This is a genomic window from Natronolimnobius sp. AArcel1, assembly GCF_011043775.1.
Classification (GTDB): domain Archaea; phylum Halobacteriota; class Halobacteria; order Halobacteriales; family Natrialbaceae; genus Natronolimnobius.
Genome location: NZ_JAAKXY010000002.1, coordinates 1 through 22,335, shown reverse-complemented (window position 1 = coordinate 22,335; position 22,335 = coordinate 1). Strand labels below are relative to the sequence as shown.

Here is a 22,335-nt window from a genome sequence, read left to right as displayed (position 1 = left end):
GCACCCGCGCGGTCACCACGTTTCAATGCGGCCGGACTGTACGTCCTCTGCACACCCCTCACAGTCCGGATGGCCTGCCTCATAACACGCGGGACGATACTGATCGTCGAGCATCGCCGCTCGCTGTTCTGCATAGCGCCGACAAACAATCTTTGCCCGTCCCTCCTCGTCTGACGGCAACCCCCGCGCGTTTTTCGCCACTTCGTAGGCCGCACGTGCCTCCTCGAGTTGGCTATCCGTCGAACCGCGCAGTTGCTCGTACTGCTCTCCTGCTTCCTGCAGTGTCGACCGCAGGAATCGCTCGAGCCGACGCCGATCCGCCATTAGCGGCTGTTCGGTCGCCTGATACATAGGCCCGTCGCCGAATCGCATGCACGTACTTGGTGTAGAAGGTGACTGCTCGAGGCGGCGACTAAGAGTAAGGGTTAACTTCCGGCCACGTTTTTCTCGGGATAGCGGGCCCTTAGCTCAGTCTGGTTAGAGCGCTCGGCTCATAACGCGACCGGCAGAGTTCGGTTGTGTGGGATACCGAGTGGTCGATGGTTCGAATCCGTCAGGGCCCATCCAGAAACTGCACGGTTCTGAGCCGATGTTCGGTGACACGCTTGACGTCTACCGGACCGAGCGCATCTGTCTGATTGCGTGAGTAACGCAGTGACGTTCAACATCTTCTGTAAAGTGATGCTGTCGGCCAATGAACGAACCCTGACGACATTGTAGACGACTCGTTAGCCCTCAATTTCGCCCTCTGAATCCTCGAGGGTACTCTGTTGCTTTTCATCTGGAACGTCCCCGTCGATGCTCCTTTCGACGGCCGCTGCCTCGTGGTCAGCACTGACTCGAGTCACACCCTCGAGTGCATGAAGTGCCTCTTCGACGGTCTGTTTGCACCCTGCACAACTCTCCCCGGTGACACTGATCTTCGTGCCATGTTGTGCTAGTACCCCCGTCTGGGACTCCAACTTCTGTTTCAAACATTCAGCGACTGGCCCTCTATACTTTCGAATATGAAGCGAATCCACGGGTACGGTTAAATCAATGGCTGTGGTAGATGTGTCTATGCGGAGTCCAGATGAAACCGATCTCGAGATACTCCGGTTGTTACTCGAGGATGCGCGGCGACCGTATAGCGAGATTGCTGAACATGTCGGTTTGACACCGCCAGCAGTCTCTGATCGGGTTGCTCGGCTACAGGAACTCGAGATTATACAGCACTTCACGCTCGATGTCGATCGGCGAAAACTCCAGAATCACGTGCCGGTGCTGTTGCATCTGGAAGTCGATCCGAAAGCCGTCGAACGGGTGTTCGAACACATCTCTACTCTCGAGGAAACTGAGCACAGTTTCCAGCAACTGGATGGGAGTATCGTTGCGCACGTGAATGCGCCGAATCAGGACGTTCATTCGTGGTTCCGGGAGGCAATCGACGTTGCTGACCTGGTGTCGTACGATATCAAGCCGCTCGCTCACTACGAGTGGAACACTGGAATAAATCCGGCTGATTTCAGCCTCTCCTGTGCAGTCTGTGACAATACCGTGACGAGTGACGGCGAGACTGCTCGTTTCGACGGCGAGATTACAGTGTTCTGTTGCAGTTCCTGTAAGCAAATGTACGAACGGCGCTACGAATCGATTCAGGAAGGGGCCGAGTGACTGCCGTTCTCCGACTTTCGATTTGAAAATTTGTGCCCCTCTCGATTCGAGTATTTGTAACGACAATTCGCTTCAAACTGTAGCCCGTAGGATACCACGAGGTGGAGTCACCATGCCACACGATCACCAAAACCTAGAACGAACTGACCTGTCCCTCTCGGGCATGTCGTGTACGACGTGTGCCTCGACAATTGCAACCAGTCTCGAGGATGTCGACGGCGTCGAGGAAGCGTCGGTTAACTTTGCGACGGAGCGTGCGGACGTCCAGCACGACCCGGACGTACGCACGGACGAACTCGTCGCAGCCGTCGAGGACGCTGGCTACGGCGTCCGGGAAGAACTCCTCGACGATGGCCACGAGATGGAAGACGAAGACGAGCTACAGAACCTTCGTCGGCTGGGGATTCGTGCGTGGATCGTCACGTCACCCATTGTCCTGTTGATGGTCTTCATGTGGACGCCGCTGGACACGTTGAGCGGGTTTCAGATCGACGTCCTCATGCTCATCTTCGCAACACCCGTCGTCTTCTACTACGGGCTCCGAACGCACTCGGCGGCGTACCGAGGACTCAAAAACGGCGTGTTCAACATGCACGCCCTGATCTCGGTCGGGACGCTCGTCGCGTGGGCGACCGGCGTGATGGTCTTCGTGACGCCGATGGAGAACTACGCCGGCGTCGGCGCGATGATTATGGCCTCACACAACGTCGGCACCTACCTCGAGCACCGCGCAAAGGGTCGTGCGAGTTCGGCCATCGAGGGGCTAATGTCGATGCAAGCGGAGACGGCGCGGGTCCTCCGGAACGGCAAAGAGGTCGAGGTTCCCGTCGAGGAAGTCGACGTTGGCGACGTGATGGTCGTCCGACCGGGCGAGAAGATTCCCGTCGACGGCGTGGTGGTCGACGGACGAAGCAACGTCGACGAGTCGATGGTCACGGGCGAGTCTGATCCCGTAACTAAAGAAGAAGGAGACGACGTGATTGGGTCGACGGTCAATAACGCCGGGTTGCTCAGAGTCGAGGCGACCAAGGTGGGCGACGACACCTTCCTCTCGGAGGTCGTCGAACTCGTCGAGGAGGCCCAGGGGACGACGGTGCCGATTCAGGCGCTCACCGACCGCATCACGAACTACTTCGTCCCGACGGTACTCGCCCTCGCGGGACTATCCTTCCTGCTGTGGTGGCTCACGCCGGGCCCGATGGAGGCCGTCGCCAGCGTCGGTGCACCGTACCTCCCGTGGGTAGACCTCGCACTCGATCCGCTCACGCTGGGCATCTTCGCAGCCGTCGCCGTCCTCGTGATCTCGTGTCCCTGTGCACTCGGGTTGGCAACGCCGACGGCGCTCATGGCCGGGACGGGCAAGGCCGCCGAAAATGGCATCCTGTTCCGTGACGGCGAGGCCATTCAGACGATGAAAGACCTCGACGTCGTCGTCCTCGACAAGACGGGGACCATCACCGAAGGCGACCACTCGGTTACTGACGTGGTCGTCGATGCCGGTCGGCAGCGCGCTACTGACGGTGGGACTGCAACCGACGACCCCGGTGACGACGCTGCGGTTGCCTCGAGTAGTGAACTCGACGAGGACGAACTCGTCAGACTCGCCGCGTCCGCCGAACGTGGGAGCGAACACCCAATCGGCGAGGCGGTCATCGAATACGCCGAGGAGTCGGGAATCGAACTCTCGGACCCAGACGCGTTCGAGAGCGTTCCCGGCAAGGGAATTCAGGCAACCGTCGACGGTCGCGAGGTCGCCGTCGGCAACCCCCGGTTCTTCGAAGACGAACTCGAGGTCACGCTCCCGACGCGAATCACCGACCAACTGCGCGACCTCGAGCAGGACGGAAAGACGACGGTGATCGTCGGCCTCGAGGGCGAACCGGTTGGACTGGTTAGCACCGCAGATACGATCAAAGAAGGCTCTGTGAAGGCAATCTCGGAACTGCACGAACGTGGTGTCGAGACGTGGATGATCACGGGTGACAACGAGCGAACGGCCCGTGCAATCGCGGGACAGGTCGACATCGATCCCGACCGGGTGATGGCCAGCGTGCTGCCCCAAGACAAAATCGAACAGGTCGCGCAGTTGCAAGACGAGGGGTACAACGTTGGGATGGTCGGTGACGGCATCAACGACGCGCCGGCGCTCAAGCAGGCCAACGTCGGCATCGCCATCGGGACGGGAACCGACATCGCGATCCAATCCAGCGACGTCAGCCTCGTCCGCGGACAGCTCGACGCGCTCGTAGACGCCTTTACCCTCTCCGAACGGATCTTCGCGAAGATCAAGCAGAACCTCTTCTGGGCGTTCATCTACAACGCGGTCGCCATCCCGATCGCGTTCTTCGGACTGCTCCACCCGGTCATTGCGGTCGCCGCGATGATCACCTCGAGCGTCTCCGTCATCACGAACTCGGCGCGGCTTGGGAAGCTCGAACTCTAAGTTCTCCCATCCCGCCATTTCAGCCACTCAGAGACCTATGACAACCGAAACGGAATCCATCAACACTGACGGAGGAAAGTGCCTCGCCAACGGGGACGAAATTCGTGTAATGAACCCAGTACCGAGCAGAGCGGTCGAAGTCGACAGATGGTCCGCTCACAGAAATACGCGGAGAGAAACTGACTCCCGCTGGAGTGACTCGTCCGTATGATTTGGTCCATCCTCTCGTTCGTCGGTGATGCGCTCTGGACGACGGGGTACTTTCTCTGGCAGTCGCTGTGGGCGCTGCTGTTTGGGTTCATGCTCTCGGGGGCAATTCAGGCGTTCGTCTCCAAGGAGGGAATGGTCCAGTACATGGGCGACGCGAGTCCGCGGTCGGTCTTCTACGCCTCGGCCTTCGGGTTCGCCTCGACGTCCTGTTCGTTCGGCGATATCGCCGCGACGAAGACGCTCTTCAAGAAAGGCGCGCACATCATCCCGTCCGTCGCGTTCCTGATTGCATCAACGAACTTCGTTATCGCCCTCACATTTCTCATCTGGGCGCTTCTCGGCTGGCAGTTCGCACTCGCGCAGGCGGTCGGTGCCCCGATTATGATCGTCGCCGCGGTGATCCTCACTCACTACCTGATTCCGTACGACGAAGCAGCAGCTGTCCGAGACCGGCTCGTGAGAGAGGAACAACCCGTCGTCACTGATCCCGTCTGTAAGATGCGGATGAACCGAGAGAACGCGATTTCTGTCGAATACAAGAACGAGGGTGTCCACTTCTGTTCGGACCAGTGTCAATCGCTGTTCGAACAGAATCCAGACGCCCATACGACGTCGTGGCGGAAGAAAATCACGTCCTGGAACGGCTGGGTCGAAGCGGCCAATCAGACGCGTAGAGACGTGAAGATGCTCGGCAACCCGCTCCTTGCCGGATTCTTCATTGCTGGATTTGCTGCAACAGTGATTCCCAATTGGGCGTGGAATGCCCTCTTCGGGGCCGGTGGCGAGGGCGTCACGGGAGTGCTGTACAGCAGTGCAGTTGGACCGCTCGTATCGCTCGTCGCGTTCGTCGGGTCGATGGGGAACATTCCTCTCGCGGCAGTGTTGTGGGGGTCAGGATTCCTGTTTGCGGGCGTTATTGCGTATATTTACGCGGATCTCATCGTTCCGCAGCTCATCCACATTTACCGCCAAATATTCGGCTCGAGAATCGGGAATCGCTTGACCCTCATCCTGTACATCTCGATGGCAACGGCCGGATTCATTGTCTACTATCTGTTTGCCGTGCTTGATCTGATTCCGGATGTCGCCCTCGCGGATCCTGGGGCCGGAATCACGGTGTTCGGAGTCGATCCGATCACGATCATGAACGTCATCTTCATCTTCGTCGGGCTCGGGTTTGTCTGGCTGGTCGTTCAAGGACGCAAAGGGGCACCTGAAGACCGCACGGTAGAAGACCCAGTTACGGGGGCTGAACTAACTGTGAAGGATGCAGACTACTGTACCGTATACGACGAGTCAATCTACTACTTCGAAAGTGACGACTCGAGGCAGTTGTTCAGACAGGCGCCAGAATCACATCTCTAATACTGCCCGACAAAACGAGTTACAGATTCCCGACGACTCAGAATTACCAGTACAACAATATCGACACCCGATACGATTTCGGACTATACATGACTCTCTCCTCGAGACTGGCGCTTCTGGCAGCAGGGACAACTGCACTCGGAATCTCGGTTGCCGGGTGTCTCGGTGACGGAACCGGCGACTGGGAACAGGACCAGACGCTTCCGGTAGCGAGTGCAACGCAGTATCAGGGTCCGAGTTGTGACTGCTGTGATGTCTACGCAGACTACCTGCAGGATCACCTTGAGTCGGAGTTAGACGTTACTGTTACAGACGAACTCGACGCGGTCAAACAGGAACACGGAATCGAACGCGACCTGCGAAGTTGTCACACGGTAGTGCTCGACGAGTACGTCGTCGAAGGTCACATGCCAGTCGAGGGTATCGAAACACTGTTCGACGACGAACCGGCTATCAACGGAATCGCCCTTCCAGGGATGCCTGCCGGCTCACCAGGAATGGGTGGCGAAAAAACAGAGACGTGGACCGTCTACGGACTCGAGGACGGTAGTGATCCGTCGGTCTACACCGATATCTGACGGCGACAGACGCTCAAACTCACCGCTAACGGATAACGCGAAAACAGGGGGGAAATGGGCCAAACCGCGATGTCAGCAGTGTCCGTCCTCACCCTCGTGATGGTCGGCGTGTCGTGGTCACCCATGTGGTCTTGCATCATCTCCATGGCGTTGCCGTCCATATGATCGGCCATGTCACCATTCATGTGACCGGCCATTTGGGCCATCTGGGAGTTCTCAGCGTCGTCGTCAGTGCTGTCTGCATGCATCTCGCCACTCACGAGTCCGACTGCACCGACGAGCGCGACGACGACTGCGAACGCTACTACCAGGCGAAGTGTGTTGGATGTCATCTGATTCTCCTCGAATGGGAGTAGGAGCAGACGCAGATTATCGGTATGGGTGTGAACTCAGCCAAGAGATCGTCCGAGACGGTTTCTAAACCGCTCTAATCGTTTTTACTACGAGAGATCGTTCCTTGCACGAGGAGGTGGCAGCTACCGGAATCGAGACTCGTTTGAAAACTCCCACGCGGTGGGCATGACCGTAACGCGTAGCATAGAGCACCGATAAGTGTCTCCCAACGACCGTGAACCCGAAGCATGCAGATACCGCTGCTGGACTTGTGATTGTGCTGACGCTCCTTATCGGAGGGGGTGTCACTTGGTAGGCGTACCAGCAGTGGACCGCCCTCGAGGGGATGGACGATCATATGGGGTCGTCAATGACAGCAATGCACGGAACCCACCCAGTCTGGTATTTGCTCGGAACTGTCTTCATCGCAAGTGTAATCGCCGGTGTGTACGTCGGCGTTCGTGATCGGATTGTCTCTGCGACGGCTGGCCCAACAGCGAGCGAGCCGGTCGACGACACAACTGGCACAGAACAGCTCTCGAGTGACCAGCCAGCACAACATACGAAGAACGAAGCAAAACGCCGGATTTTGGACCTCCTTCCGGACGATGAGAAACGCATCCTCGAGCCAGTTCTTGACTCCCCAGGTCTTACCCAGATCGAACTCAGGGACCGATCGAATTTTTCAAAGAGCAAGGTTAGTCAAACGGTCACCGATCTGGAAAAGCGAGGATTGCTGTATCGAGAACCCCAGGGTCGGACGTACCGAATCTATCCTGCAGAAGACGTCGAGAACGAACAGTAGGCTGTACACATCCAGGATGCTGTGATTGGCACGCGTGAACGCTCTCTCGAGAACAAACCGATTAGCGAGCTCTAGAAACGCTCTTGGACGTTCTCCTCGGTGAGTTCGCGTCCACATTGGCAACTCACAATGGACCGTCGCTGCGAGTGATGATATCGAATACACCTCCCACTCGTCGAACGGTGCTGAAAGTCACGGGCGCATCGCTTGCGACTGCAGTAGTCACGGGCGCATCGCTTGCGACTGCAGTAGTCGCGGGCTGTCTCGGTGACGACGATGATGAGACTGCAGCGGACACTGGTGACGACGGTACCGACACCGATGCGGGAAGCAACGGTATCGAAATCGAAGCTGGAACTGAGATCGTCTTCGATGGGTATACGCACCACTGGGCGGGCCTCGAGCCTGACGCAATCGCTGGAGACGAAAACCCGACGCTGATACTCGAAGAGGGAGGTGAGTACACGATGGAGTGGATCAACGCAGATGGCGTGACACACGACCTTCAGATCTGGGACGAAAGCGACGATGTCGTCGACGATCTCGCAACCGACAGCATCAACGAGGAAGGAGACAGCGATTCGCTCGAGTTCACAGCAGAGTCGGAGATGGTCACGTACGTCTGCAGTTATCATGTCGGCACGCAGGTCGGTGACCTCGTCGTCGAGTAGCAAGAACACACCCAGTTCCGACTGTGGGTTTCTCCCGGCAGACGTCGACTTCTGTTGCCCGCACGACGTGACTGTGCCGGATTGGAAAAAGCTATTCGCTGGCGGTTTTTGTATCGGCTATCGTGCACCTCGAGATTCGGCCCCGAACGGCGGTTGCGCTGTTGTTTGCCGTACTGGCAGTGACTGTCTCGGGGTCACTGGTCGGTACAGAACTCAGTGCTGATGGCCAGGCAGCCGAATTCGAGACGACAACGCTCGAGGACGGAACCGAGTTGTATCCATATACGAGCGCGGGCCAGACAACTGCTGAGCGGACGCTGGCGCTGAATATGATCGTCTATGGCGACGCAGATGCGACTGCGTACGTCTTACGAGAGCAGTCTGCTGGGGAGTGGGAAGAACTCGATGATGATGAGTTCGATATTGCCCACGATGAGGCGAGCCTCGAGAACGAGTCCTCGATTGCCTGGGGGGCAGCAGATGGCTCCGTTCGGTACACCTACGTGGAGCCACCGGGTGAGCCGGGGCGCTGGGTTGATGAGTCCTACCAGCTCAAGGATGGGGCGTATCTCGGCGAGCGCCATCACATTCGGGCGTATGCGGACCCAATCGGTGGTGACTGGACGGCGATGCAGGCGCACTGGGAGCACTGGGATTGGTTCGAACTTCGCCATTCAGTACACAGTATCGAGGACTCCCAGTCGTACGTCGAATCGGAGTTCTTCGACCAGTGGTATGTCGACGACCTCTCTCGAGAGTGGATTGGCAACGACCTGAGTTCCGACGGTGATGGCTGGGTGTCGGTTATCGAACTGCGCGATGAGTTGCTGACAGCGCTGCTCGCTGTCGCAATCATCGGATCGTTGCGCACGCGAGTCAAACACGGCGAACGGACGCTCACCCGATTGCAGAACGATGCCGGAGTCCAGATGACGCTCCAGTCGCTGGTCGTCGTCGCGTCGATCGTTGCACTCGTCATGGCCGTTCGTGTTGGCGCAGTCCGAACGGAACTGCTGTTTCCGGAGGCTGACCCAAAACTCATCGTTGCCGTGTTCTATCCACTCCTGATCTGTGGGTTGCCGATTGTGGCGTATCTCACAGCACGCCACCTCGAGCCCGTGCCTGCGTTTACTGCTGCGGCGCTCGGATTCGTGATCGCGATGTTTCTGGATCTCAGCCAACTTGGGGTTTCCTCGCTCACGTTGCAGACGTTTATCCACCGTGGATCGCTCGCAGTCGCGCTTGGGTTTATTGCTGCGGGGGCATCACAGACGGCTCGTTCGCCAGTGTTCGTCCTCGGTCACGTCAGGACAGGCGTGTTGCTGTGGATCGTCGCCGTTGGACTGCCCGTGATGCGCCACTTGAACCTCTGGTAGCGCCACTAGATTCTCGAGTAAATTAGTTTGTGGCGGCCGACATCACAGCAGAGCCACCCTGCAACCGTCGTCGATCAGTCCGGACTGCGGTACGGTCGTTCCCAGGTCGGCGTAATTCGCGAGTAGATGACAACACCAGTAAAGAGGACGACGTACAGCAGCCAGGTCGGCTGCTCGAGCCAGCCGAAGGCGACGGTCGCCGTGAACACCCAGACGAGCAAGAGCGCGCAATCGGTGACGATTCGGCCCCTGTTATGGCGGAGATACAACAGCAGTCGTCGAGAACGCGACTCGACGACCGGCTGGTTGCGATTCATATCGCTGCCTGGGTTGTTGGGAAGTAAAGTGTATCGTCATCGGGTGACAGACGGGTGCTGGCCCAAATCTCGAGTGCTCGAGTCAGAAAGCGAGTGGTGTTTCAGCGCCTGAATCCAGCACAGCACGCGTACTTATTCGTCGGTTTCAGCCAGTGAATCTGCTTCGTAGGCGTCTTCGTACCGAGCGAGTGTGTCTCGATACCCATCCATCGCGAGGTCGTAGGTTGCTTGTAGATCGGCAATCGGCGTCTCGGTCGCATCGACGCGCAGATCGTTGTACGGTGGGGTCATGTCGTGATCTTCAGTCGAGGCCACGACGACTGCTGCACTCTGGACGGCGAGGTCTTCGCGTTTGTCACCGCCTTCATCGTGGCCGGCCGCAAGCGCGTCGATCAGACGCTTTGCGAGTGGCTCCGTTTCGGTGTCGTCAGTTACAGCGTTTGGGCCAGTTGCCGAGTCGGTTGTTTCGTGCACTGCAGCGTCCGCGTACGCGTCTGCGGTCGCGTCTATGACTGCCTCACCGGTGAGCAGATTTCCGGCAACGGTAAAGTGGTCCTCTTCGCGGTGGCCAAACCAGCCCATGCACTCCTCACCAGAAAAGGCGAACGTGCCATCAGCGTCGACACCGTGAAGTTGACGCTCAGGTGCGCCGTCGTCGGCGTTGAGCAGGGCCTCGAGTGCGTCTGCAACGGCGAGGCCGTCATCGATATACTCGAGGCCGCGCCGGCCAAGGTCCACGTTGACCAGACTCTGAGTTGCGACTGCGCCGTTTTCGCTGACGAACGGACAGAGCGTGCCGACACCGGGCAAGCGCGTGGTGACGGCGACGCCAAAGCGCTCGTGGGCGGTTCCGTCTGGCGTCTCGTAGGTTTCGTGGACGCAGATGCTGAAGGTCATTTGTTGCAGTGAGCGACTGGCAGCGTCAAAATTCCTCGGCTATCGGCGAGGCAGTCGGGTGGTCCACACACTGGTATGGAAATTGACCGGTCGCGTCTGACGTAAGAACTATACTCGCGGCGGCGGTGGGTATCGCCAATGGGACTCATGAGCAAAATTCTCGGCGGCGACCAGTCACGCACTGCCGAGGATTACGTCGAACTGAACCTCGACGACGTCGCTGCGGAGTCGGCTAACGCGGCCATGCAAGTACACATCGCAGAAGTCGGCGGTCAGGCTGATGCGATCGACATCAAAGACGCCGTCTACGACGGCGATATCGTCATCGCCGATATCACCCGCCTGCGCACCGAAGACAGCACCGTCGAGCACATCGTCGACGAACTTCGGCAAGTCGCTCGAGAGGTCGACGGCGATATCGTTCGGAAGGGCGATGATCAGATGATCATCACGCCAACCGGCGTTCGCGTCAGCCGCGAAAAGATCGGCCAGTCGCTGTAATCACTCGAGAACTGCGGTCGATTCACGATCTTGTGTCCACTCTTCCTCGAGAGATGTCTGTACCGTTGTAACCACGTCATCCGCGTCGTCAATCACCGTTCGGTCACATCGAATTGCGGGTCGCCATCCTCGCTTGAGGCGCAGTTCATCCTCGGTGAGTTGAATGTCAGTGATCTGGCTCCATGGAATCCGTTTCTTATAGGACGGTTTCATCATGGGCTCGAGGATGAGGCCCACCTCAGTCGCCTGAATTTCGTGATGTGAGCGGTCGAACGCCTCGGGATTGTAGAATAGTGCGGTCGACGCCCATGGAGAGTCGCCGGCGACGAACAGTGGGCTGAGGCCTTGCAGGATGAATGCGACGGCGACGACAACAAACATAATTGATGTCCTGCCAGTCGTCGTCCAGAGTCCGAGACCGACCGCGAGGAACGCGACACCGATACCGACTGCGGCCACGTCCACGCCGACGCGTTGCCACTCCCAGCGAACGGCTGGCTCGTCGATGATCGACTCGAGGTGTGTCTCTCGAGCCATAGCCGTGAGCACCCAGCCGGCTGCGAGCGCGACAGACACGGTGACAGCGAGTGGCACGAGGTACCACTCGCTCGCGGCGGCTCCCGTCGCGAATAGGAGCCATGCGAGTCCAGCGATGGCGACGGTTGGGCTACCCGTCAACACGAGTCGCCAGCGCTGCTCTCCGAGGCGGTCCGCGAGGCCGGACCGCCACCACGCAGCCAGCGCGCCGACAACAAGTCCGAGCGTGAACACCGTCGTAATCACCGAGAAGAAGACACCACTTGAGGCGTCCCCAATTGCCATTCCGAGCGAGAGGGTCCCGGAGACGAGTGCGCCGAGGTAGATGCCGGTCGCGGCCTGAAAGCCAGCGCCGGGATCGGGTGCGGAGGACATGTCCGTGTACCGAGTTGTATGCTCTTGGGCCACACCCCTGTACATTTCGATCACTTTCGCTGTCAGAAACTCTCGAGCAGACACTCGAAACATCGTATATCATCCAGAAACTGCTGCCGGAATATGCGACAGCGTCGTGTGAGCATCAAACGCCTGGTACAGATCTTCTCAAGCGTGATTCCGACTCGAGCCAGTGATAAAGCCAGTTCGTATGACGGGTAATACGTCTGTCATTACTTCCGACGGCTCGCTGCCGTTGTCCCGGAGCCACGGTACGACTTACCCGTACGCGCAGGTGAAAGGGGGTCGGGTGGCTATCGGGGTGTACGATGCTATCGCGACAATCTGGCTGGCGGACGGAGCACGCGGTCGGCTCGAGGCGACTGCCGCAGTCTCGCCGGCTGCCGACGAAGAAGAATCGACTCTCGGATGGGGGTGGGTTGCCGTGAGCGACGCGCCGACGGTCGTCTCTCCGGCCTGGCTCGAGGCCCACTGCGACGGCGACTCAGTAATAGTCGTTGACGTCCGCGAGAGACGCGACTACGACGATCTGGGCCACGTGCCGGGCGCAGTGAACGTTCCAGCCGAGGCGTTTCGCGACCCGAGCAGCGTCGCCGCGGGGAAACTGCCAAGCGAGGCCGACTTCGGCGCGCTCATGGGCGAGGCCGGAATCGACTCGAGTGACGCACTCGTCGCCATCGACGACGAAAATGGCGTCAACGCGGCTCGCTTCCTGCTCACGGCGCTGGTCTACGGCCACGAGGGAGACTGCTACCTGCTCGAGGGCGGTCTCGAGGCCTGGCTGGAGTTCGGCGGCAACCTGACCGACAAGCGGCCGAATCTCGAGCTGACCGAGTACGACGCCGCCCTGCAGGATGACGCCCCACTCGTCGACCGCGAGGGCGTCGAACAGGCGGTCGAGGGCGACGCGGTCGTCGTCGACACTCGGACGCCCGCGGAGTACGACCAATCGCATATTCCCGGTGCGGTCCAGTTAGGGTGGGAGGATCTGCTCGAGGAAGGGATTTTGAAACCCGAAGACGAACTCGAGGACCTGCTCGCCGAGCGCGGACTCACCCGCGACGAACGGATCGTCCTCTACTGTAACACCGCGCGGCGACTGAGCCACACCTACGTCGTCCTGCGTGATCTTGGCTACGAGAACGTCGCGTTCTACGAGGGCAGCCTGACGGACTGGGTCCGGGCGGATTCGCCCGACTGGAACCCGCTCGAGCTTCTCGAGCGCGTCCGTGCGGTCGCACCGGAGGGATACAACGCCTTACCAGAGAAACTCGGCGAGGACATCTTCAGCCGCTTGCACCTGATCGGGCTCTACACGGTTCGTCAGGACGGCTACTTCATGCTGCGAACGAAGGTTCCGGGTGGCGTCTTGACGGCCGAACAGGCCCGCACGCTTGGCGAAATTGCCGACGAGTTCGCGACCGCACCCGAGGAACACGGTGGCGAGCAGCAGAACCCGATCCATGGTGACGGCTACCTCGACGTGACGACTCGACAGGGTATCCAACTACACTGGATTCGCCTTGAGGATATGCCGGAAATCTGGGACCGGTACGCGGACGTTGGCCTGACGACGGTGCAGGCCAGCGGCAACACCCTGCGAAACGTGGTCGCCTGTCCGGCCGCCGGACTCGGCGAGGAGACACTCGACGTTCGCCCGATTGCCGAGCGAGTGGCAGACCGATTCGAGGGCGACCGCAAACTCGCGAACCTACCACGGAAGTTCAAGGTTAGCCTCTCGGGCTGTCACGAAAACTGCGCCCGCGCGGAGATTCAGGACCTGGGCTTCGTTCCGGCAGTCAAAGACGGTCGCGACGGCTTCGCAGTCAAAGTCGGTGGCGGGCTCTCGGACGGCCCCCGCGCCGCGACGGATTTGGGAATTTTCGTCGAACCCGAGCAGGTTCCTGACCTCGCCGAGGCGACGGCCACACTGTTTCGCGACCACGGCAGCTACCTCGACACTGCCGTCAACCGACTGCGATTCCTCGTCGCTGAGTACGGTCTTGAGCAGTTTCGCGAGGAACTCGAGCGCTACGCACCCTTCGAGTTCGAACCCTACGACGAGATTCTCACGACCGACCACCGCGGCGACCACGTGGGCGTCCACGAGCAGGCCGACGGCGCCCACTACATCGGGCTGAATCTCCCAACTGGTCGCATCGGCGGCAGTGAACTCGCCGAACTGGCCGACCTCGCCGATACGTATGGAAGCGGTGAACTTCGGACCACGCCGAATCAGAACCTCGTTCTCTCCGGCGTTGGCGAGGACGATCTCGAGAACTTCCTCGGCGAAAACCTGTTGTCGACGTACTCGCCCGATCCCGGTCCGTTCTCGCGGGGGATCGTCACCTGCACCGGCCGGGAGTTCTGCAAATACGGCCTCATCGAAACCAAATCCCGCGGCCACCGCTGGGCAGCAGAACTCGACGAGTGGGCTGCCGAAACCGGCCTCGACGAGAAACTCGAGGTCGTCCGCGTCCACATGTCGGGCTGCTCGGCCTCATGTGCCCAACCCCAGGTCGCAGATATCGGCCTGCGCGGAGAGGTCTATCGGGACGACTTCGAGAGCACCCGCGCGGCCGATGTTGGCCTCGGGGGCGACCTCGAGACCGAGACGTTTGTCGACTGGCTCGTCGGCTCGGTCCCAATCGACGAGATTCCGTCGGTCATCCAGCGGACGATCCGTGCATACGACGAGCACCGCGAGGATGGCGAGTCGTTCGCCGAGTGGACGCGGAAAACGCCAGATGCGGAGTTGCGCGAGATTGTCTCGAACGAGCCGGAAACGACCACGGCGGTCGTCGGGACAGGGGTCTCCTAATGTCGAAATCAGAATCCAATCAGCCACGAATTCCGAGCATCGGCGAGACGAAAGGCGTGGGAAACGACCCGCGCGAGCAACTCGAGGACACCGCAGATCCACCAGGAAAGATCTGGTTTCGAGACCTTGATGAGGCCGTTATCGAGGCTGATCGCTGTGTCCAGTGTGCCTCCTGTGTCGCTGCCTGTCCATCCGACTCCATCGGCATCGACGCCGAGGAGAAGCGGCCAACGCTCGTTCGGATGTGTACTGGCTGCTCGCGCTGTTGGGATTTCTGCCCCCGCAGCGGCCTGCGCTACGAACGCGTCAACTCCCTGCTCGAGGATGAACGTGGACTCGAAGAACCCGAACTGTACGCCGCGCGGGCGAGCGGCGAGACCGCAGCAGCAGGTCAGGATGGAGGCGTCGTCACCGCCTTGCTTGCTTCACTTCTCGAGGCCGGCGAGATCGACGGGGCAATTGTCGCGACAGAAAGCGAGACGGAGCCACTGGGTGGCGAGGCCGTCCTCGCGACTTCTCGCGAGGAGTTGCTTGCGGCCGGTGGCAGCATCTATACGCAGACGATGGGTCTCGGTCAGATAGACGAGTTGCTCGCCGAGGCCGACCTCGAGCCGAGCGAGGCCGATCTCGCGTTCGTCGGCACGCCCTGTATGATTCAGGGAGCCACGGCACTCGATCGCTACGGGCACGAGCCCGCTGATCCGATTGCACTCACAATCGCGTTGATGTGCACCCGCTCGTTCGAGCAGGAACGGTTGCACTCACAGATCGAGAGCTTCGGTGTCGATCCCGCGGCTGTTGAGAAGATCGACATCGCCGACGGTGCCCTCTCTGCGTTCGACACAGACGGGGAGACACTGCTCGAGACAGACGTCTCCGAGTTCGATGCGGCGGGGCTACGTGGCTGTGACGAGTGTACGGACTTCGTCGGCGCTGGGGCCGACATCAGCGCCGGGAACGTCGGCAGTGAGGACGGGTACTCGACGCTCGTCGTCCGCACCGAGGCGGGCAAAGACGCCTGGAACATCGCCGAAGACGGCCTCGAGTCACACGCTATCGACCGGCCAGCTGCACACGAGCGGATCACCGACTGGAACGACCGGCGTGCACAATCGATCATGCCGCGGGCGTACGACCCAGCGGGATCGGTCGGCATCAGCTACGACGAGCATCGTGAGGTGTATGACGAGACGGACCGCGAACCGCAACCGCTGAATCCCGCTCGCGTGCACCAGTACGAGGAGTGGTGTTGAGCGACGGACGGGAGGACCAGTTATTTTCACCGACCGGGAATTCTCTGGCCCCGTTATGACCTGGGTGGTCGTATGTGTATCTATGTCGGGCTTTCGTGCAACCATCATGGTCCGTAACCCCCAGAACTGCCCGGTGGCCAGCATCTCCGCGGAAACGGCCGACTCGACCACGTCCGTCACCCGTACTCAAGGCCACGCTACCAGTACGGTCGATGAGACCGTCGTCGAGGAGTTCACACTTCCGGGACCCGCTGCGCTCGAGGACCAACCTGCCGACTCGGAGTCGGGTGTCGAACTCACGACCGTCCAGTCGAACGAGCACGAGTCGGTGTATCGCTTCGAACGCACTGCCGGGACTGACTGTGCCTGTGAGATCGTCGAACAAACCGGGACGCCGCTGTCGTCGGTTCGTGCACAGGACGGCGCGCTCCTGTTGTCCTTTCATACGCTCGAACTCGAGGAAATCGCCGGGATCGTCGACAATCTTCGCGACCGATTCGATGGTGTGCTGGTCGAAGAACTCTCACAGGGTCCCGACGGGGAGTCAGCAGATCCAGTTGTCGTCGATCGAAACGAACTGACCGACCGTCAGCGTGAAATCCTCGAGAAAGCATACGAGATGGGCTACTTCGACTATCCGAAAGGTGCCAACGCGACCGATGTCGCAGCGGAACTCGGTGTTGCCCGCTCGACGTTTACCGAACATCTCGCTGCCGCCCAGACCAAACTCATGAGCGCACTTCTTGACAAATAGCCACTCGCTGTCGATCTCAACTCTAATTTCTGTACGATTGTATATCTGTTCGTTCCCTCTCCAGTCCAGTTGCGCATGAGTGTGGCAGGAACCGGAGACATCGGACGTGTTCGGCCGTGAGGGCGAACAAACGACAATACTTTTCCATCGGGGAATGAAACTCCGTGTATGGTTGACGACCTCAAGAAAGGGCTGGAGGGCGTGTTGGTTGCAGAGTCGGAACTCAGCTCGATCGACGGTGATGCCGGCCGGTTGATTTACCGCGGCTACCCGATTGAAGACCTCGCTCGTGGTGCAAGCTACGAAGAGGTACTGTATCTGCTCTGGAACGGACACCTGCCCGAAGCGGACGACCTCGAGGCGTTTACCGAGTCGCTCACCGAGGAACGAGCCGTCAGCGAGGATATCCTCGCGACGATGGAGCGACTCGCTGACGCCGGCGAGCGGCCGATGGCTGCGCTTCGGACCGCCATTTCGATGTTCTCGGCGACCGAACCCGAAGGCGACGCCGATCCCGAAGATCTCGAGGCGACGGCTCGAAAGGGCCGACGTATCACCGCCAAGATCCCGACCGCGCTCGCGGCGTTCGAGCGCTACCGACTCGGCGAAGAGCCAGTCGATCCCGACCCCGAACTGGGGCTTGCCGCAAACTTCCTCTACATGCTGACCGGCGAGCAGCCCGACGATGTCGCCGCTGAAACCTTCGATCAGGCGCTTATCCTCCACGCCGACCACGGGCTGAACGCCTCGACGTTTACCTCGATGGTCATCGGCTCGACGATGGCCGACATCTACAGCGCTGTCACCGGCGGCGTCGCCGCCCTTTCCGGGCCACTCCACGGCGGCGCGAATCAGGACGTCATGGAAGTCCTGATCGAGATCGACGAGAGCAACAAAGACCCCCTCGAGTGGGTCGAAGAGGCAACTGACGAAGGGCGGCGCATTCCCGGCTTTGGTCACCGTGTCTACAACGTCAAGGACCCGCGCGCGAAGATTCTCCAAGAGCGAAGCAAGGAACTCGCCGCCGAGGGCGACGACAAGTGGTACGACATCACGACGACGATCGAAGACTACCTCACCGAGGAGAAAGGCTTAGTCGAGAAGGGCATCGCCCCGAACGTCGACTTCTACTCCGGCTCGGTCTACTACCAACTCGGAATTCCGATCGATATGTACACGCCTATCTTCGCGATGAGTCGTGCCGGCGGCTGGATCGCCCACGTCCTCGAGTACCAGGACGACAACCGCCTCATCCGTCCACGCGCGCGTTACACCGGGTCTGACGACGAGACGTTCGTCTCGCTCGAGGAGCGGTAACTCCCCGTCAACCTGTATTGCTGGCTGACCGATGATTTCTCCTGACTCGCCCACATACGCCGAGTCATGACTATCCGCGTGTTCGTCTACGGGACGCTCACCGACCCCGCTCGCGTCCACGACGTCCTTGCACTCGATGCTACCAACCGCTCGAGCGACGACGTATTCGACGGACCAGCCGTTCTCGAGGGCCTTCACCGTATCGACGGCAAGTATCCGACGCTTGTTCCGGGTGGGCACGTCGAGGGCCGACTACTCGCAGTTCACGACCAAGACCTCGAGCGACTGGATCAGTACGAAGGCGTCGAGAGCAGCCTCTACACGCGAGTCTCGATTCCGGCTACGGGACTCGAGGGGCCAGTCGATGTATACGTCGGTGACCCAGACCGACTCGGCGTCACTGCCGACTATGAGTGGCCCGCTGGCGACTCGTTTGCAGACCGGGTTCAAACCGCTTGCGAACACGAAGAAATCTACGTCAGACACCCTGAATGACGTCCGTCTGCCGACCGTCTGACGCCTCGAAAAACTCGGCGCTGTCTTGCGGTTTCACTTTCACTCCGGAGGGATGGGTTTTATGGTCTCTCCGTTCTCGTCTACAGTTGCACGTCACACGCCGTGTATTCCCTGTCGTGTTGCCATTCCGGCAACACCCCTGTCCCTGTTGGGGGAAGGCGATAGCCTGATCGGGCACACCGATTTTCTTCTCCCCGACAGATTCGATCGCTGCTGAGTCATATCGCTTGCGAGCGCCGGTAGACGACAGTATTACAGTCACGGCCGAGTACTCGAGGGTATGCTCGAACGGTCGGCGATTCTTGAGGCACGCGAGCGGGTCCGTGAAACGTCCAGACACACGCCCCTCGAGTACTCTTACACGTACTCTTCGATGACTGGTGCTGATATCTATCTCAAACTCGAGACCTTCCAGCGGACGGGTGCGTTCAAGATTCGCGGGGCGACGAACCGGATTCTGACGCTCTCGGACGACCAACAGGACGTCGGCGTCGTCACCGCAAGCGCGGGCAATCACGCACAGGGTGTCGCGCTCGCGGCCACGCGCGCGGGCGTGGACTCAAAAATTGTGATGCCTAAACACGCGCCCATCTCGAAAGTCAAAGCAACCCGAAACTACGGCGCGGAGGTCGTCCTCCACGGCGCTGACTACGCCGAAGCTGCTGAACACGCCCACGACCTCGAAGCTGAGGAGGGACGGACCTACGTCCACGCCTTCGACGATGAGGCCATCATGGCCGGCCAGGGAACCCTCGGCCTCGAGATTCTCGAGGACTGCCCCGAGGTCGAGACCGTCGTTGTCCCCATTGGTGGCGGCGGTCTCATCAGCGGCGTTGCGGCCGCGATCAAAACCGCACATCCCGATGTGCGCGTTATCGGTGTTCAGTCAGACGGTGCCTCGAGTGCAGCACCCTCTCTCGAAAAAGGCGAACGAATCGCTCTTGATGGCGTCGACACCATCGCCGACGGCATCGCAACTCGAAGCGTCGGCGAGCACACCTTCGCACATATTCAGGAGTACGTCGACGAGGTCGTGACCGTTTCCGACCCCGAGATCGCTGTCACAATCACCTATCTCCTCGAGCGCTCAAAAACGCTCGTCGAAGGCGCTGGCGCAGTGCCATTGGCCGCCGTCCTTTTCGAGGCGTTCGACTACGACCCAGACGAGACGATTGTTCCAGTGCTCTCGGGCGGCAACATTGACCTTAACACGCTCACGAACGTTATTGTCCGCGGCCTCGTCGAAACCGGGCGCTACCTGAAGATCAGAACCGTCCTCAAAGACCAGCCCGGCTCGCTCGAGCGACTCCTTGAAATCTTCACCGCCCACCAGGCGAATATCTACGCGATCTATCACGACCGTACCTCGAGAGACGTCGAAATGAGCGACACCGAAGTCGAGATCGAACTCGAGATGCGCGGTCCCGACCACGTCGAGGCGTTCCTCGAGACGATGCGTGAAGCCGGCTACGAGGTCGACGTTCTCATCTAATTGGATTGCCACACACACACTCGGTCACTCGAGACTCGGCCCGTTGCTGTTGCTCCGACCTGTGAGCGCTGACTTCGGAAAATCGAACCGCACCGGTCGCGATTACGCCTCGCTGCTCAGGTCCGCGTCGACGCGAACCTCAGAATCTGTGATGGTCTCGATGTTTTCAGCAGGGACCTCGAGGTCGTCCTCGCCGGCACCGCCGCGACCAAGACTCTGAATCCACGCGTTCGTGAGCGTCGGTTCCGGATCGACGTATGCGACCTGCTCGATCGGATCGATTTCCGTGACGATTCCGATCTGTTCGCCCCTGACATCCATCAGGAACTTACCTTCGTCTTCGGTCGAAAGGACAGACATTGCGTTCTACTCAATGGTCCGTCGGTGATAAATAAGTACTGCTGGGGACAGATACACAGTCGTGACCATCACCGTCAGACCGTTTCGCCTGCTTTTATGCCTCGAGAAGACGAGAGACGTGTATGAAACGAATCATCGATACCGACGACGCACCTGCGGCAGTCGGTGCGTACAGTCAGGCGACGACCAACGGCGATCTGATTTTTACTGCCGGCCAGATTCCACTTACACCCAACGGCGACGTCCTCGATGACGAACCGATTGCCGCACAGACCGAACGCGCCCTCGACAACCTCATGGCTGTCCTTGCAGATGAGGAGGCCGGTCCCGAAGACGTGCTCAAAGTCACCGTCTTCCTCGACGATATCGACGACTTCGAGGCGATGAACGACACCTACGCCGACTACTTCGACGACGAACCACCCGCACGCAGCGCCGTCGAAGTCGCCGCCCTCCCGAAAGGCGTCGGCGTCGAAATCGAAGCCATCGCCACCCTCGAGTAAGCCATGCCAAGCCCGATCTCGCTTCGCCCGCGCGTCAAATCCGCCCTGCTCTGGGGCGCTGTTGGCTTCATGGCGTTTCTGGTCCTCGTTCAGGGCTATGCACTCGCAAGGGGGCCACTGGTCTCGATCACGCAGGGCGCTGGCGTTGCCCTCCTCGTCGCTGCTGGCTCCGCCGCCGGGGCATATGTTCTCGAGCATCGGGTTGCCGCGTGGTCGGCACAGCGAGTAGTCGGTGAGACCGACTCACACAACGACGCCGACTAAAAGTAAGAGTTAAACGACCGACCCGGTTACGATGTGATAGGCCAGGATGGCCGAACGGTAAGGCGCACGCCTGGAAAGCGTGTTCCCTTTGGGATTCTGGGTTCAAATCCCAGTCCTGGCGTTTTTGTCGAAACTAACCGACGAGCGAAGCGTCGCTGAGCGAGTCGCGGTTTCGGCAAAACCCACAGAAGCGGTTGAATCAGGGAGGTCGCCCACAGCGAATTTGCGAGCGAGCACGTCCGACCGTGGTTTAAATCCCTCTTCTGTCGTTTTCACGATTGTAGTACTGACCACCGCCGCATACTGGCGTCTCCTATCCAAATCGAGCCCCGACGGAAGCGGTACTAAGCGGGATTCTTTTGGTGAGTTTAGACCCGATCCTGGCTGTTGTAGCCTCGTTCGTGAGTCTCCGCTTCTCGAGGTGACAACATGAGCGAGTTTCGATCGAGTGAACTCCAATCTTGTCCGCTGTTATTGCCCACTTGTCGTATGCCTCTCTCCACATGTCCAGACGCAACCCCAAGAAACACACTGCTATTGCAGTGACCCACACTGGTGAATCACCTCGCTCGAGGGGAACTATGAAAGTGATATCTGCCCAACTACAAATCGTTGGGTACAGTTTTTCACGTAACTCGTCCCCTACTGTTCGTACTACACATCCTGTTTTTATTGATGTCCGTAGTAATTCTCACACTGTGTTGAATTCAGGACATTCAGGCGCCGTGTCTGGTACTCACTGGCGATGCGACGTTGGTTCGTAGGCCTTATGTACTACCCGGCGATTACAACTATATCCGAAGGAAGATGAGGACCCTTCCCCTGCGGTCTTCCGTACAGAAGGGGTCTGATGTGAGCCATGGTAGTTCGGTGACGCCTGATCGGTTTATGACGGGGTCGCCGAACGTGGACCCATTTATGTGTGAGTGTGTATTGATACGACATTCACCGCCAAAGAGACCCTCCCCCTTCT

At 59.6% G+C, this 22,335-nt stretch carries 23 protein-coding genes and 2 tRNA genes; 18 read left to right on the top strand and 7 right to left on the bottom strand.

Annotation, left to right across the window (positions count from 1 at the left end; translation table 11 throughout):
• Positions 1 to 12: 12 nt before the first annotated feature.
• On the bottom strand, positions 13 to 324 hold the full coding sequence (locus G6M89_RS04150) for a hypothetical protein (RefSeq protein WP_165161292.1): 312 nt from the start codon (positions 322 to 324) through the stop codon (positions 13 to 15).
• Positions 325 to 457: 133 nt separating this feature from the next.
• Between G6M89_RS04150 and G6M89_RS04145 the strand changes: the two genes are divergently transcribed.
• A tRNA-Ile gene (locus G6M89_RS04145) sits at positions 458 to 563 on the top strand.
• 165 nt (positions 564 to 728) lie between these two features.
• Here the strand turns inward: G6M89_RS04145 and G6M89_RS04140 are convergent.
• Positions 729 to 974 (bottom strand): heavy-metal-associated domain-containing protein, encoded by a 246-nt coding sequence (locus G6M89_RS04140; protein ID WP_241175216.1) that lies wholly within the window; start codon positions 972 to 974, stop codon positions 729 to 731.
• 85 nt (positions 975 to 1,059) lie between these two features.
• Between G6M89_RS04140 and G6M89_RS04135 the strand changes: the two genes are divergently transcribed.
• From G6M89_RS04135 to G6M89_RS04120, 4 genes are all read left to right on the top strand, one after another.
• Positions 1,060 to 1,653 carry an AsnC family transcriptional regulator gene (locus G6M89_RS04135; RefSeq protein ID WP_165160551.1) on the top strand — a complete coding sequence of 198 codons (594 nt, stop codon included), beginning with the start codon at positions 1,060 to 1,062 and terminating at the stop codon, positions 1,651 to 1,653.
• A 112-nt stretch (positions 1,654 to 1,765) separates the two neighbouring features.
• Entirely contained in the window at positions 1,766 to 4,096 is a 2,331-nt protein-coding gene (locus G6M89_RS04130; RefSeq protein WP_165160550.1) for a cation-translocating P-type ATPase, read from the top strand.
• A 207-nt stretch (positions 4,097 to 4,303) separates the two neighbouring features.
• Positions 4,304 to 5,671 carry a permease gene (locus tag G6M89_RS04125; protein WP_165160549.1) on the top strand — a complete coding sequence of 456 codons (1,368 nt, stop codon included), beginning with the start codon at positions 4,304 to 4,306 and terminating at the stop codon, positions 5,669 to 5,671.
• An 89-nt stretch (positions 5,672 to 5,760) separates the two neighbouring features.
• Positions 5,761 to 6,249, top strand: coding sequence for a DUF411 domain-containing protein (locus tag G6M89_RS04120; protein ID WP_165160548.1), 489 nt, complete (start codon positions 5,761 to 5,763; stop codon positions 6,247 to 6,249).
• Here G6M89_RS04120 and G6M89_RS04115 read toward each other — a convergent pair.
• On the bottom strand, positions 6,234 to 6,581 hold the full coding sequence (locus G6M89_RS04115) for a hypothetical protein (RefSeq protein ID WP_165160547.1): 348 nt from the start codon (positions 6,579 to 6,581) through the stop codon (positions 6,234 to 6,236). The two genes, G6M89_RS04120 and G6M89_RS04115, sit on opposite strands and share 16 nt — an antisense overlap.
• 371 nt (positions 6,582 to 6,952) lie before the next feature.
• Here G6M89_RS04115 and G6M89_RS04110 point away from each other — a divergent pair, with 371 nt between their 5' ends.
• From G6M89_RS04110 to G6M89_RS04100, 3 genes are all read left to right on the top strand, one after another.
• Positions 6,953 to 7,387, top strand: a complete 435-nt coding sequence (locus G6M89_RS04110; RefSeq protein ID WP_241175215.1) for a MarR family transcriptional regulator — start codon at positions 6,953 to 6,955, stop codon at positions 7,385 to 7,387.
• Positions 7,388 to 7,536: 149 nt separating this feature from the next.
• A complete protein-coding gene (locus G6M89_RS04105; protein WP_241175214.1) occupies positions 7,537 to 8,058 on the top strand; it encodes a PKD domain-containing protein in 522 nt (173 codons plus the stop codon).
• A 122-nt stretch (positions 8,059 to 8,180) separates the two neighbouring features.
• Positions 8,181 to 9,434 carry a hypothetical protein gene (locus G6M89_RS04100; protein WP_165160546.1) on the top strand — a complete coding sequence of 418 codons (1,254 nt, stop codon included), beginning with the start codon at positions 8,181 to 8,183 and terminating at the stop codon, positions 9,432 to 9,434.
• 74 nt (positions 9,435 to 9,508) lie between these two features.
• Here the strand turns inward: G6M89_RS04100 and G6M89_RS04095 are convergent, their stop codons facing one another.
• Together G6M89_RS04095 and G6M89_RS04090 are read right to left on the bottom strand one after the other, a co-directional pair.
• On the bottom strand, positions 9,509 to 9,751 hold the full coding sequence (locus G6M89_RS04095; protein WP_165160545.1) for a hypothetical protein: 243 nt from the start codon (positions 9,749 to 9,751) through the stop codon (positions 9,509 to 9,511).
• 132 nt (positions 9,752 to 9,883) lie between these two features.
• Complete coding sequence (locus G6M89_RS04090; protein WP_165160544.1) at positions 9,884 to 10,648, bottom strand: DUF1028 domain-containing protein; 765 nt, start codon at positions 10,646 to 10,648, stop codon at positions 9,884 to 9,886.
• Between the two features lie 138 nt (positions 10,649 to 10,786).
• On the opposite strand from G6M89_RS04090, the gene sepF reads away from it, so the two are divergent.
• Positions 10,787 to 11,149, top strand: coding sequence for a cell division protein SepF (gene sepF / locus G6M89_RS04085; RefSeq protein ID WP_165160543.1), 363 nt, complete (start codon positions 10,787 to 10,789; stop codon positions 11,147 to 11,149).
• On the opposite strand, the gene G6M89_RS04080 is transcribed toward sepF, so the two are convergent.
• Positions 11,150 to 12,061, bottom strand: a complete 912-nt coding sequence (locus tag G6M89_RS04080; protein WP_165160542.1) for a hypothetical protein — start codon at positions 12,059 to 12,061, stop codon at positions 11,150 to 11,152.
• A gap of 445 nt (positions 12,062 to 12,506) precedes the next feature.
• On the opposite strand from G6M89_RS04080, the gene G6M89_RS04075 reads away from it, so the two are divergent.
• The 6 genes from G6M89_RS04075 to ilvA all read left to right on the top strand — a co-directional run bounded on the left by G6M89_RS04075 (position 12,507) and on the right by ilvA (position 20,235).
• Complete coding sequence (locus tag G6M89_RS04075; protein WP_394352361.1) at positions 12,507 to 14,903, top strand: rhodanese-like domain-containing protein; 2,397 nt, start codon at positions 12,507 to 12,509, stop codon at positions 14,901 to 14,903.
• Positions 14,903 to 16,156: a Coenzyme F420 hydrogenase/dehydrogenase, beta subunit C-terminal domain gene (locus G6M89_RS04070; protein WP_165160540.1), complete on the top strand. Its 1,254-nt coding sequence runs from the start codon at positions 14,903 to 14,905 to the stop codon at positions 16,154 to 16,156. Before G6M89_RS04075 ends, G6M89_RS04070 begins: the two co-directional genes overlap by 1 nt.
• An 82-nt stretch (positions 16,157 to 16,238) precedes the next feature.
• Positions 16,239 to 16,910: a helix-turn-helix domain-containing protein gene (locus G6M89_RS04065; RefSeq protein WP_165160539.1), complete on the top strand. Its 672-nt coding sequence runs from the start codon at positions 16,239 to 16,241 to the stop codon at positions 16,908 to 16,910.
• 168 nt (positions 16,911 to 17,078) lie between these two features.
• On the top strand, positions 17,079 to 18,227 hold the full coding sequence (gene citZ, locus G6M89_RS04060; protein ID WP_165160538.1) for a citrate synthase: 1,149 nt from the start codon (positions 17,079 to 17,081) through the stop codon (positions 18,225 to 18,227).
• 66 nt (positions 18,228 to 18,293) lie between these two features.
• Positions 18,294 to 18,722, top strand: a complete 429-nt coding sequence (locus G6M89_RS04055; RefSeq protein WP_206335450.1) for a gamma-glutamylcyclotransferase — start codon at positions 18,294 to 18,296, stop codon at positions 18,720 to 18,722.
• Positions 18,723 to 19,023: 301 nt separating this feature from the next.
• The gene (ilvA, locus tag G6M89_RS04050) at positions 19,024 to 20,235 is read left to right on the top strand and encodes a threonine ammonia-lyase (RefSeq protein ID WP_165160537.1); all 1,212 of its coding nucleotides are present in this window, start codon (positions 19,024 to 19,026) and stop codon (positions 20,233 to 20,235) included.
• 102 nt (positions 20,236 to 20,337) lie between these two features.
• Here the strand turns inward: ilvA and G6M89_RS04045 are convergent, their stop codons facing one another.
• Complete coding sequence (locus G6M89_RS04045) at positions 20,338 to 20,595, bottom strand: hypothetical protein (RefSeq protein ID WP_054863222.1); 258 nt, start codon at positions 20,593 to 20,595, stop codon at positions 20,338 to 20,340.
• A 122-nt stretch (positions 20,596 to 20,717) separates the two neighbouring features.
• Here G6M89_RS04045 and G6M89_RS04040 point away from each other — a divergent pair, with 122 nt between their 5' ends.
• The 3 genes from G6M89_RS04040 to G6M89_RS04030 all read left to right on the top strand — a co-directional run bounded on the left by G6M89_RS04040 (position 20,718) and on the right by G6M89_RS04030 (position 21,483).
• The gene (locus tag G6M89_RS04040; protein ID WP_165160536.1) at positions 20,718 to 21,098 is read left to right on the top strand and encodes a Rid family detoxifying hydrolase; all 381 of its coding nucleotides are present in this window, start codon (positions 20,718 to 20,720) and stop codon (positions 21,096 to 21,098) included.
• A 3-nt stretch (positions 21,099 to 21,101) separates the two neighbouring features.
• Positions 21,102 to 21,362, top strand: a complete 261-nt coding sequence (locus G6M89_RS04035; protein ID WP_165160535.1) for a hypothetical protein — start codon at positions 21,102 to 21,104, stop codon at positions 21,360 to 21,362.
• 40 nt (positions 21,363 to 21,402) lie between these two features.
• Positions 21,403 to 21,483, top strand: a tRNA-Ser gene (locus G6M89_RS04030).
• Positions 21,484 to 22,335: the final 852 nt, after the last annotated feature.

What these genes read in the sequence shown, in the direction of transcription:
- G6M89_RS04070 (WP_165160540.1), top strand. Translation starts at nt 14,903, where the DNA reads ATGTCGAAATCAGAATCCAATCAGCCACGAATTCCGAGCATCGGCGAG.
- G6M89_RS04115 (WP_165160547.1), bottom strand. Translation starts at nt 6,581, where the DNA reads ATGACATCCAACACACTTCGCCTGGTAGTAGCGTTCGCAGTCGTCGTC.
- G6M89_RS04080 (WP_165160542.1), bottom strand. Translation starts at nt 12,061, where the DNA reads ATGTCCTCCGCACCCGATCCCGGCGCTGGCTTTCAGGCCGCGACCGGC.
- G6M89_RS04120 (WP_165160548.1), top strand. Translation starts at nt 5,761, where the DNA reads ATGACTCTCTCCTCGAGACTGGCGCTTCTGGCAGCAGGGACAACTGCA.
- G6M89_RS04130 (WP_165160550.1), top strand. Translation starts at nt 1,766, where the DNA reads ATGCCACACGATCACCAAAACCTAGAACGAACTGACCTGTCCCTCTCG.
- G6M89_RS04065 (WP_165160539.1), top strand. Translation starts at nt 16,239, where the DNA reads ATGTCGGGCTTTCGTGCAACCATCATGGTCCGTAACCCCCAGAACTGC.
- G6M89_RS04125 (WP_165160549.1), top strand. Translation starts at nt 4,304, where the DNA reads ATGATTTGGTCCATCCTCTCGTTCGTCGGTGATGCGCTCTGGACGACG.
- G6M89_RS04150 (WP_165161292.1), bottom strand. Translation starts at nt 324, where the DNA reads ATGGCGGATCGGCGTCGGCTCGAGCGATTCCTGCGGTCGACACTGCAG.
- G6M89_RS04110 (WP_241175215.1), top strand. Translation starts at nt 6,953, where the DNA reads ATGACAGCAATGCACGGAACCCACCCAGTCTGGTATTTGCTCGGAACT.
- ilvA (WP_165160537.1), top strand. Translation starts at nt 19,024, where the DNA reads ATGCTCGAACGGTCGGCGATTCTTGAGGCACGCGAGCGGGTCCGTGAA.
- G6M89_RS04135 (WP_165160551.1), top strand. Translation starts at nt 1,060, where the DNA reads ATGCGGAGTCCAGATGAAACCGATCTCGAGATACTCCGGTTGTTACTC.
- G6M89_RS04040 (WP_165160536.1), top strand. Translation starts at nt 20,718, where the DNA reads ATGAAACGAATCATCGATACCGACGACGCACCTGCGGCAGTCGGTGCG.
- sepF (WP_165160543.1), top strand. Translation starts at nt 10,787, where the DNA reads ATGGGACTCATGAGCAAAATTCTCGGCGGCGACCAGTCACGCACTGCC.
- G6M89_RS04105 (WP_241175214.1), top strand. Translation starts at nt 7,537, where the DNA reads ATGATATCGAATACACCTCCCACTCGTCGAACGGTGCTGAAAGTCACG.
- G6M89_RS04055 (WP_206335450.1), top strand. Translation starts at nt 18,294, where the DNA reads ATGACTATCCGCGTGTTCGTCTACGGGACGCTCACCGACCCCGCTCGC.
- G6M89_RS04035 (WP_165160535.1), top strand. Translation starts at nt 21,102, where the DNA reads ATGCCAAGCCCGATCTCGCTTCGCCCGCGCGTCAAATCCGCCCTGCTC.
- G6M89_RS04090 (WP_165160544.1), bottom strand. Translation starts at nt 10,648, where the DNA reads ATGACCTTCAGCATCTGCGTCCACGAAACCTACGAGACGCCAGACGGA.
- citZ (WP_165160538.1), top strand. Translation starts at nt 17,079, where the DNA reads ATGGTTGACGACCTCAAGAAAGGGCTGGAGGGCGTGTTGGTTGCAGAG.
- G6M89_RS04045 (WP_054863222.1), bottom strand. Translation starts at nt 20,595, where the DNA reads ATGTCTGTCCTTTCGACCGAAGACGAAGGTAAGTTCCTGATGGATGTC.
- G6M89_RS04095 (WP_165160545.1), bottom strand. Translation starts at nt 9,751, where the DNA reads ATGAATCGCAACCAGCCGGTCGTCGAGTCGCGTTCTCGACGACTGCTG.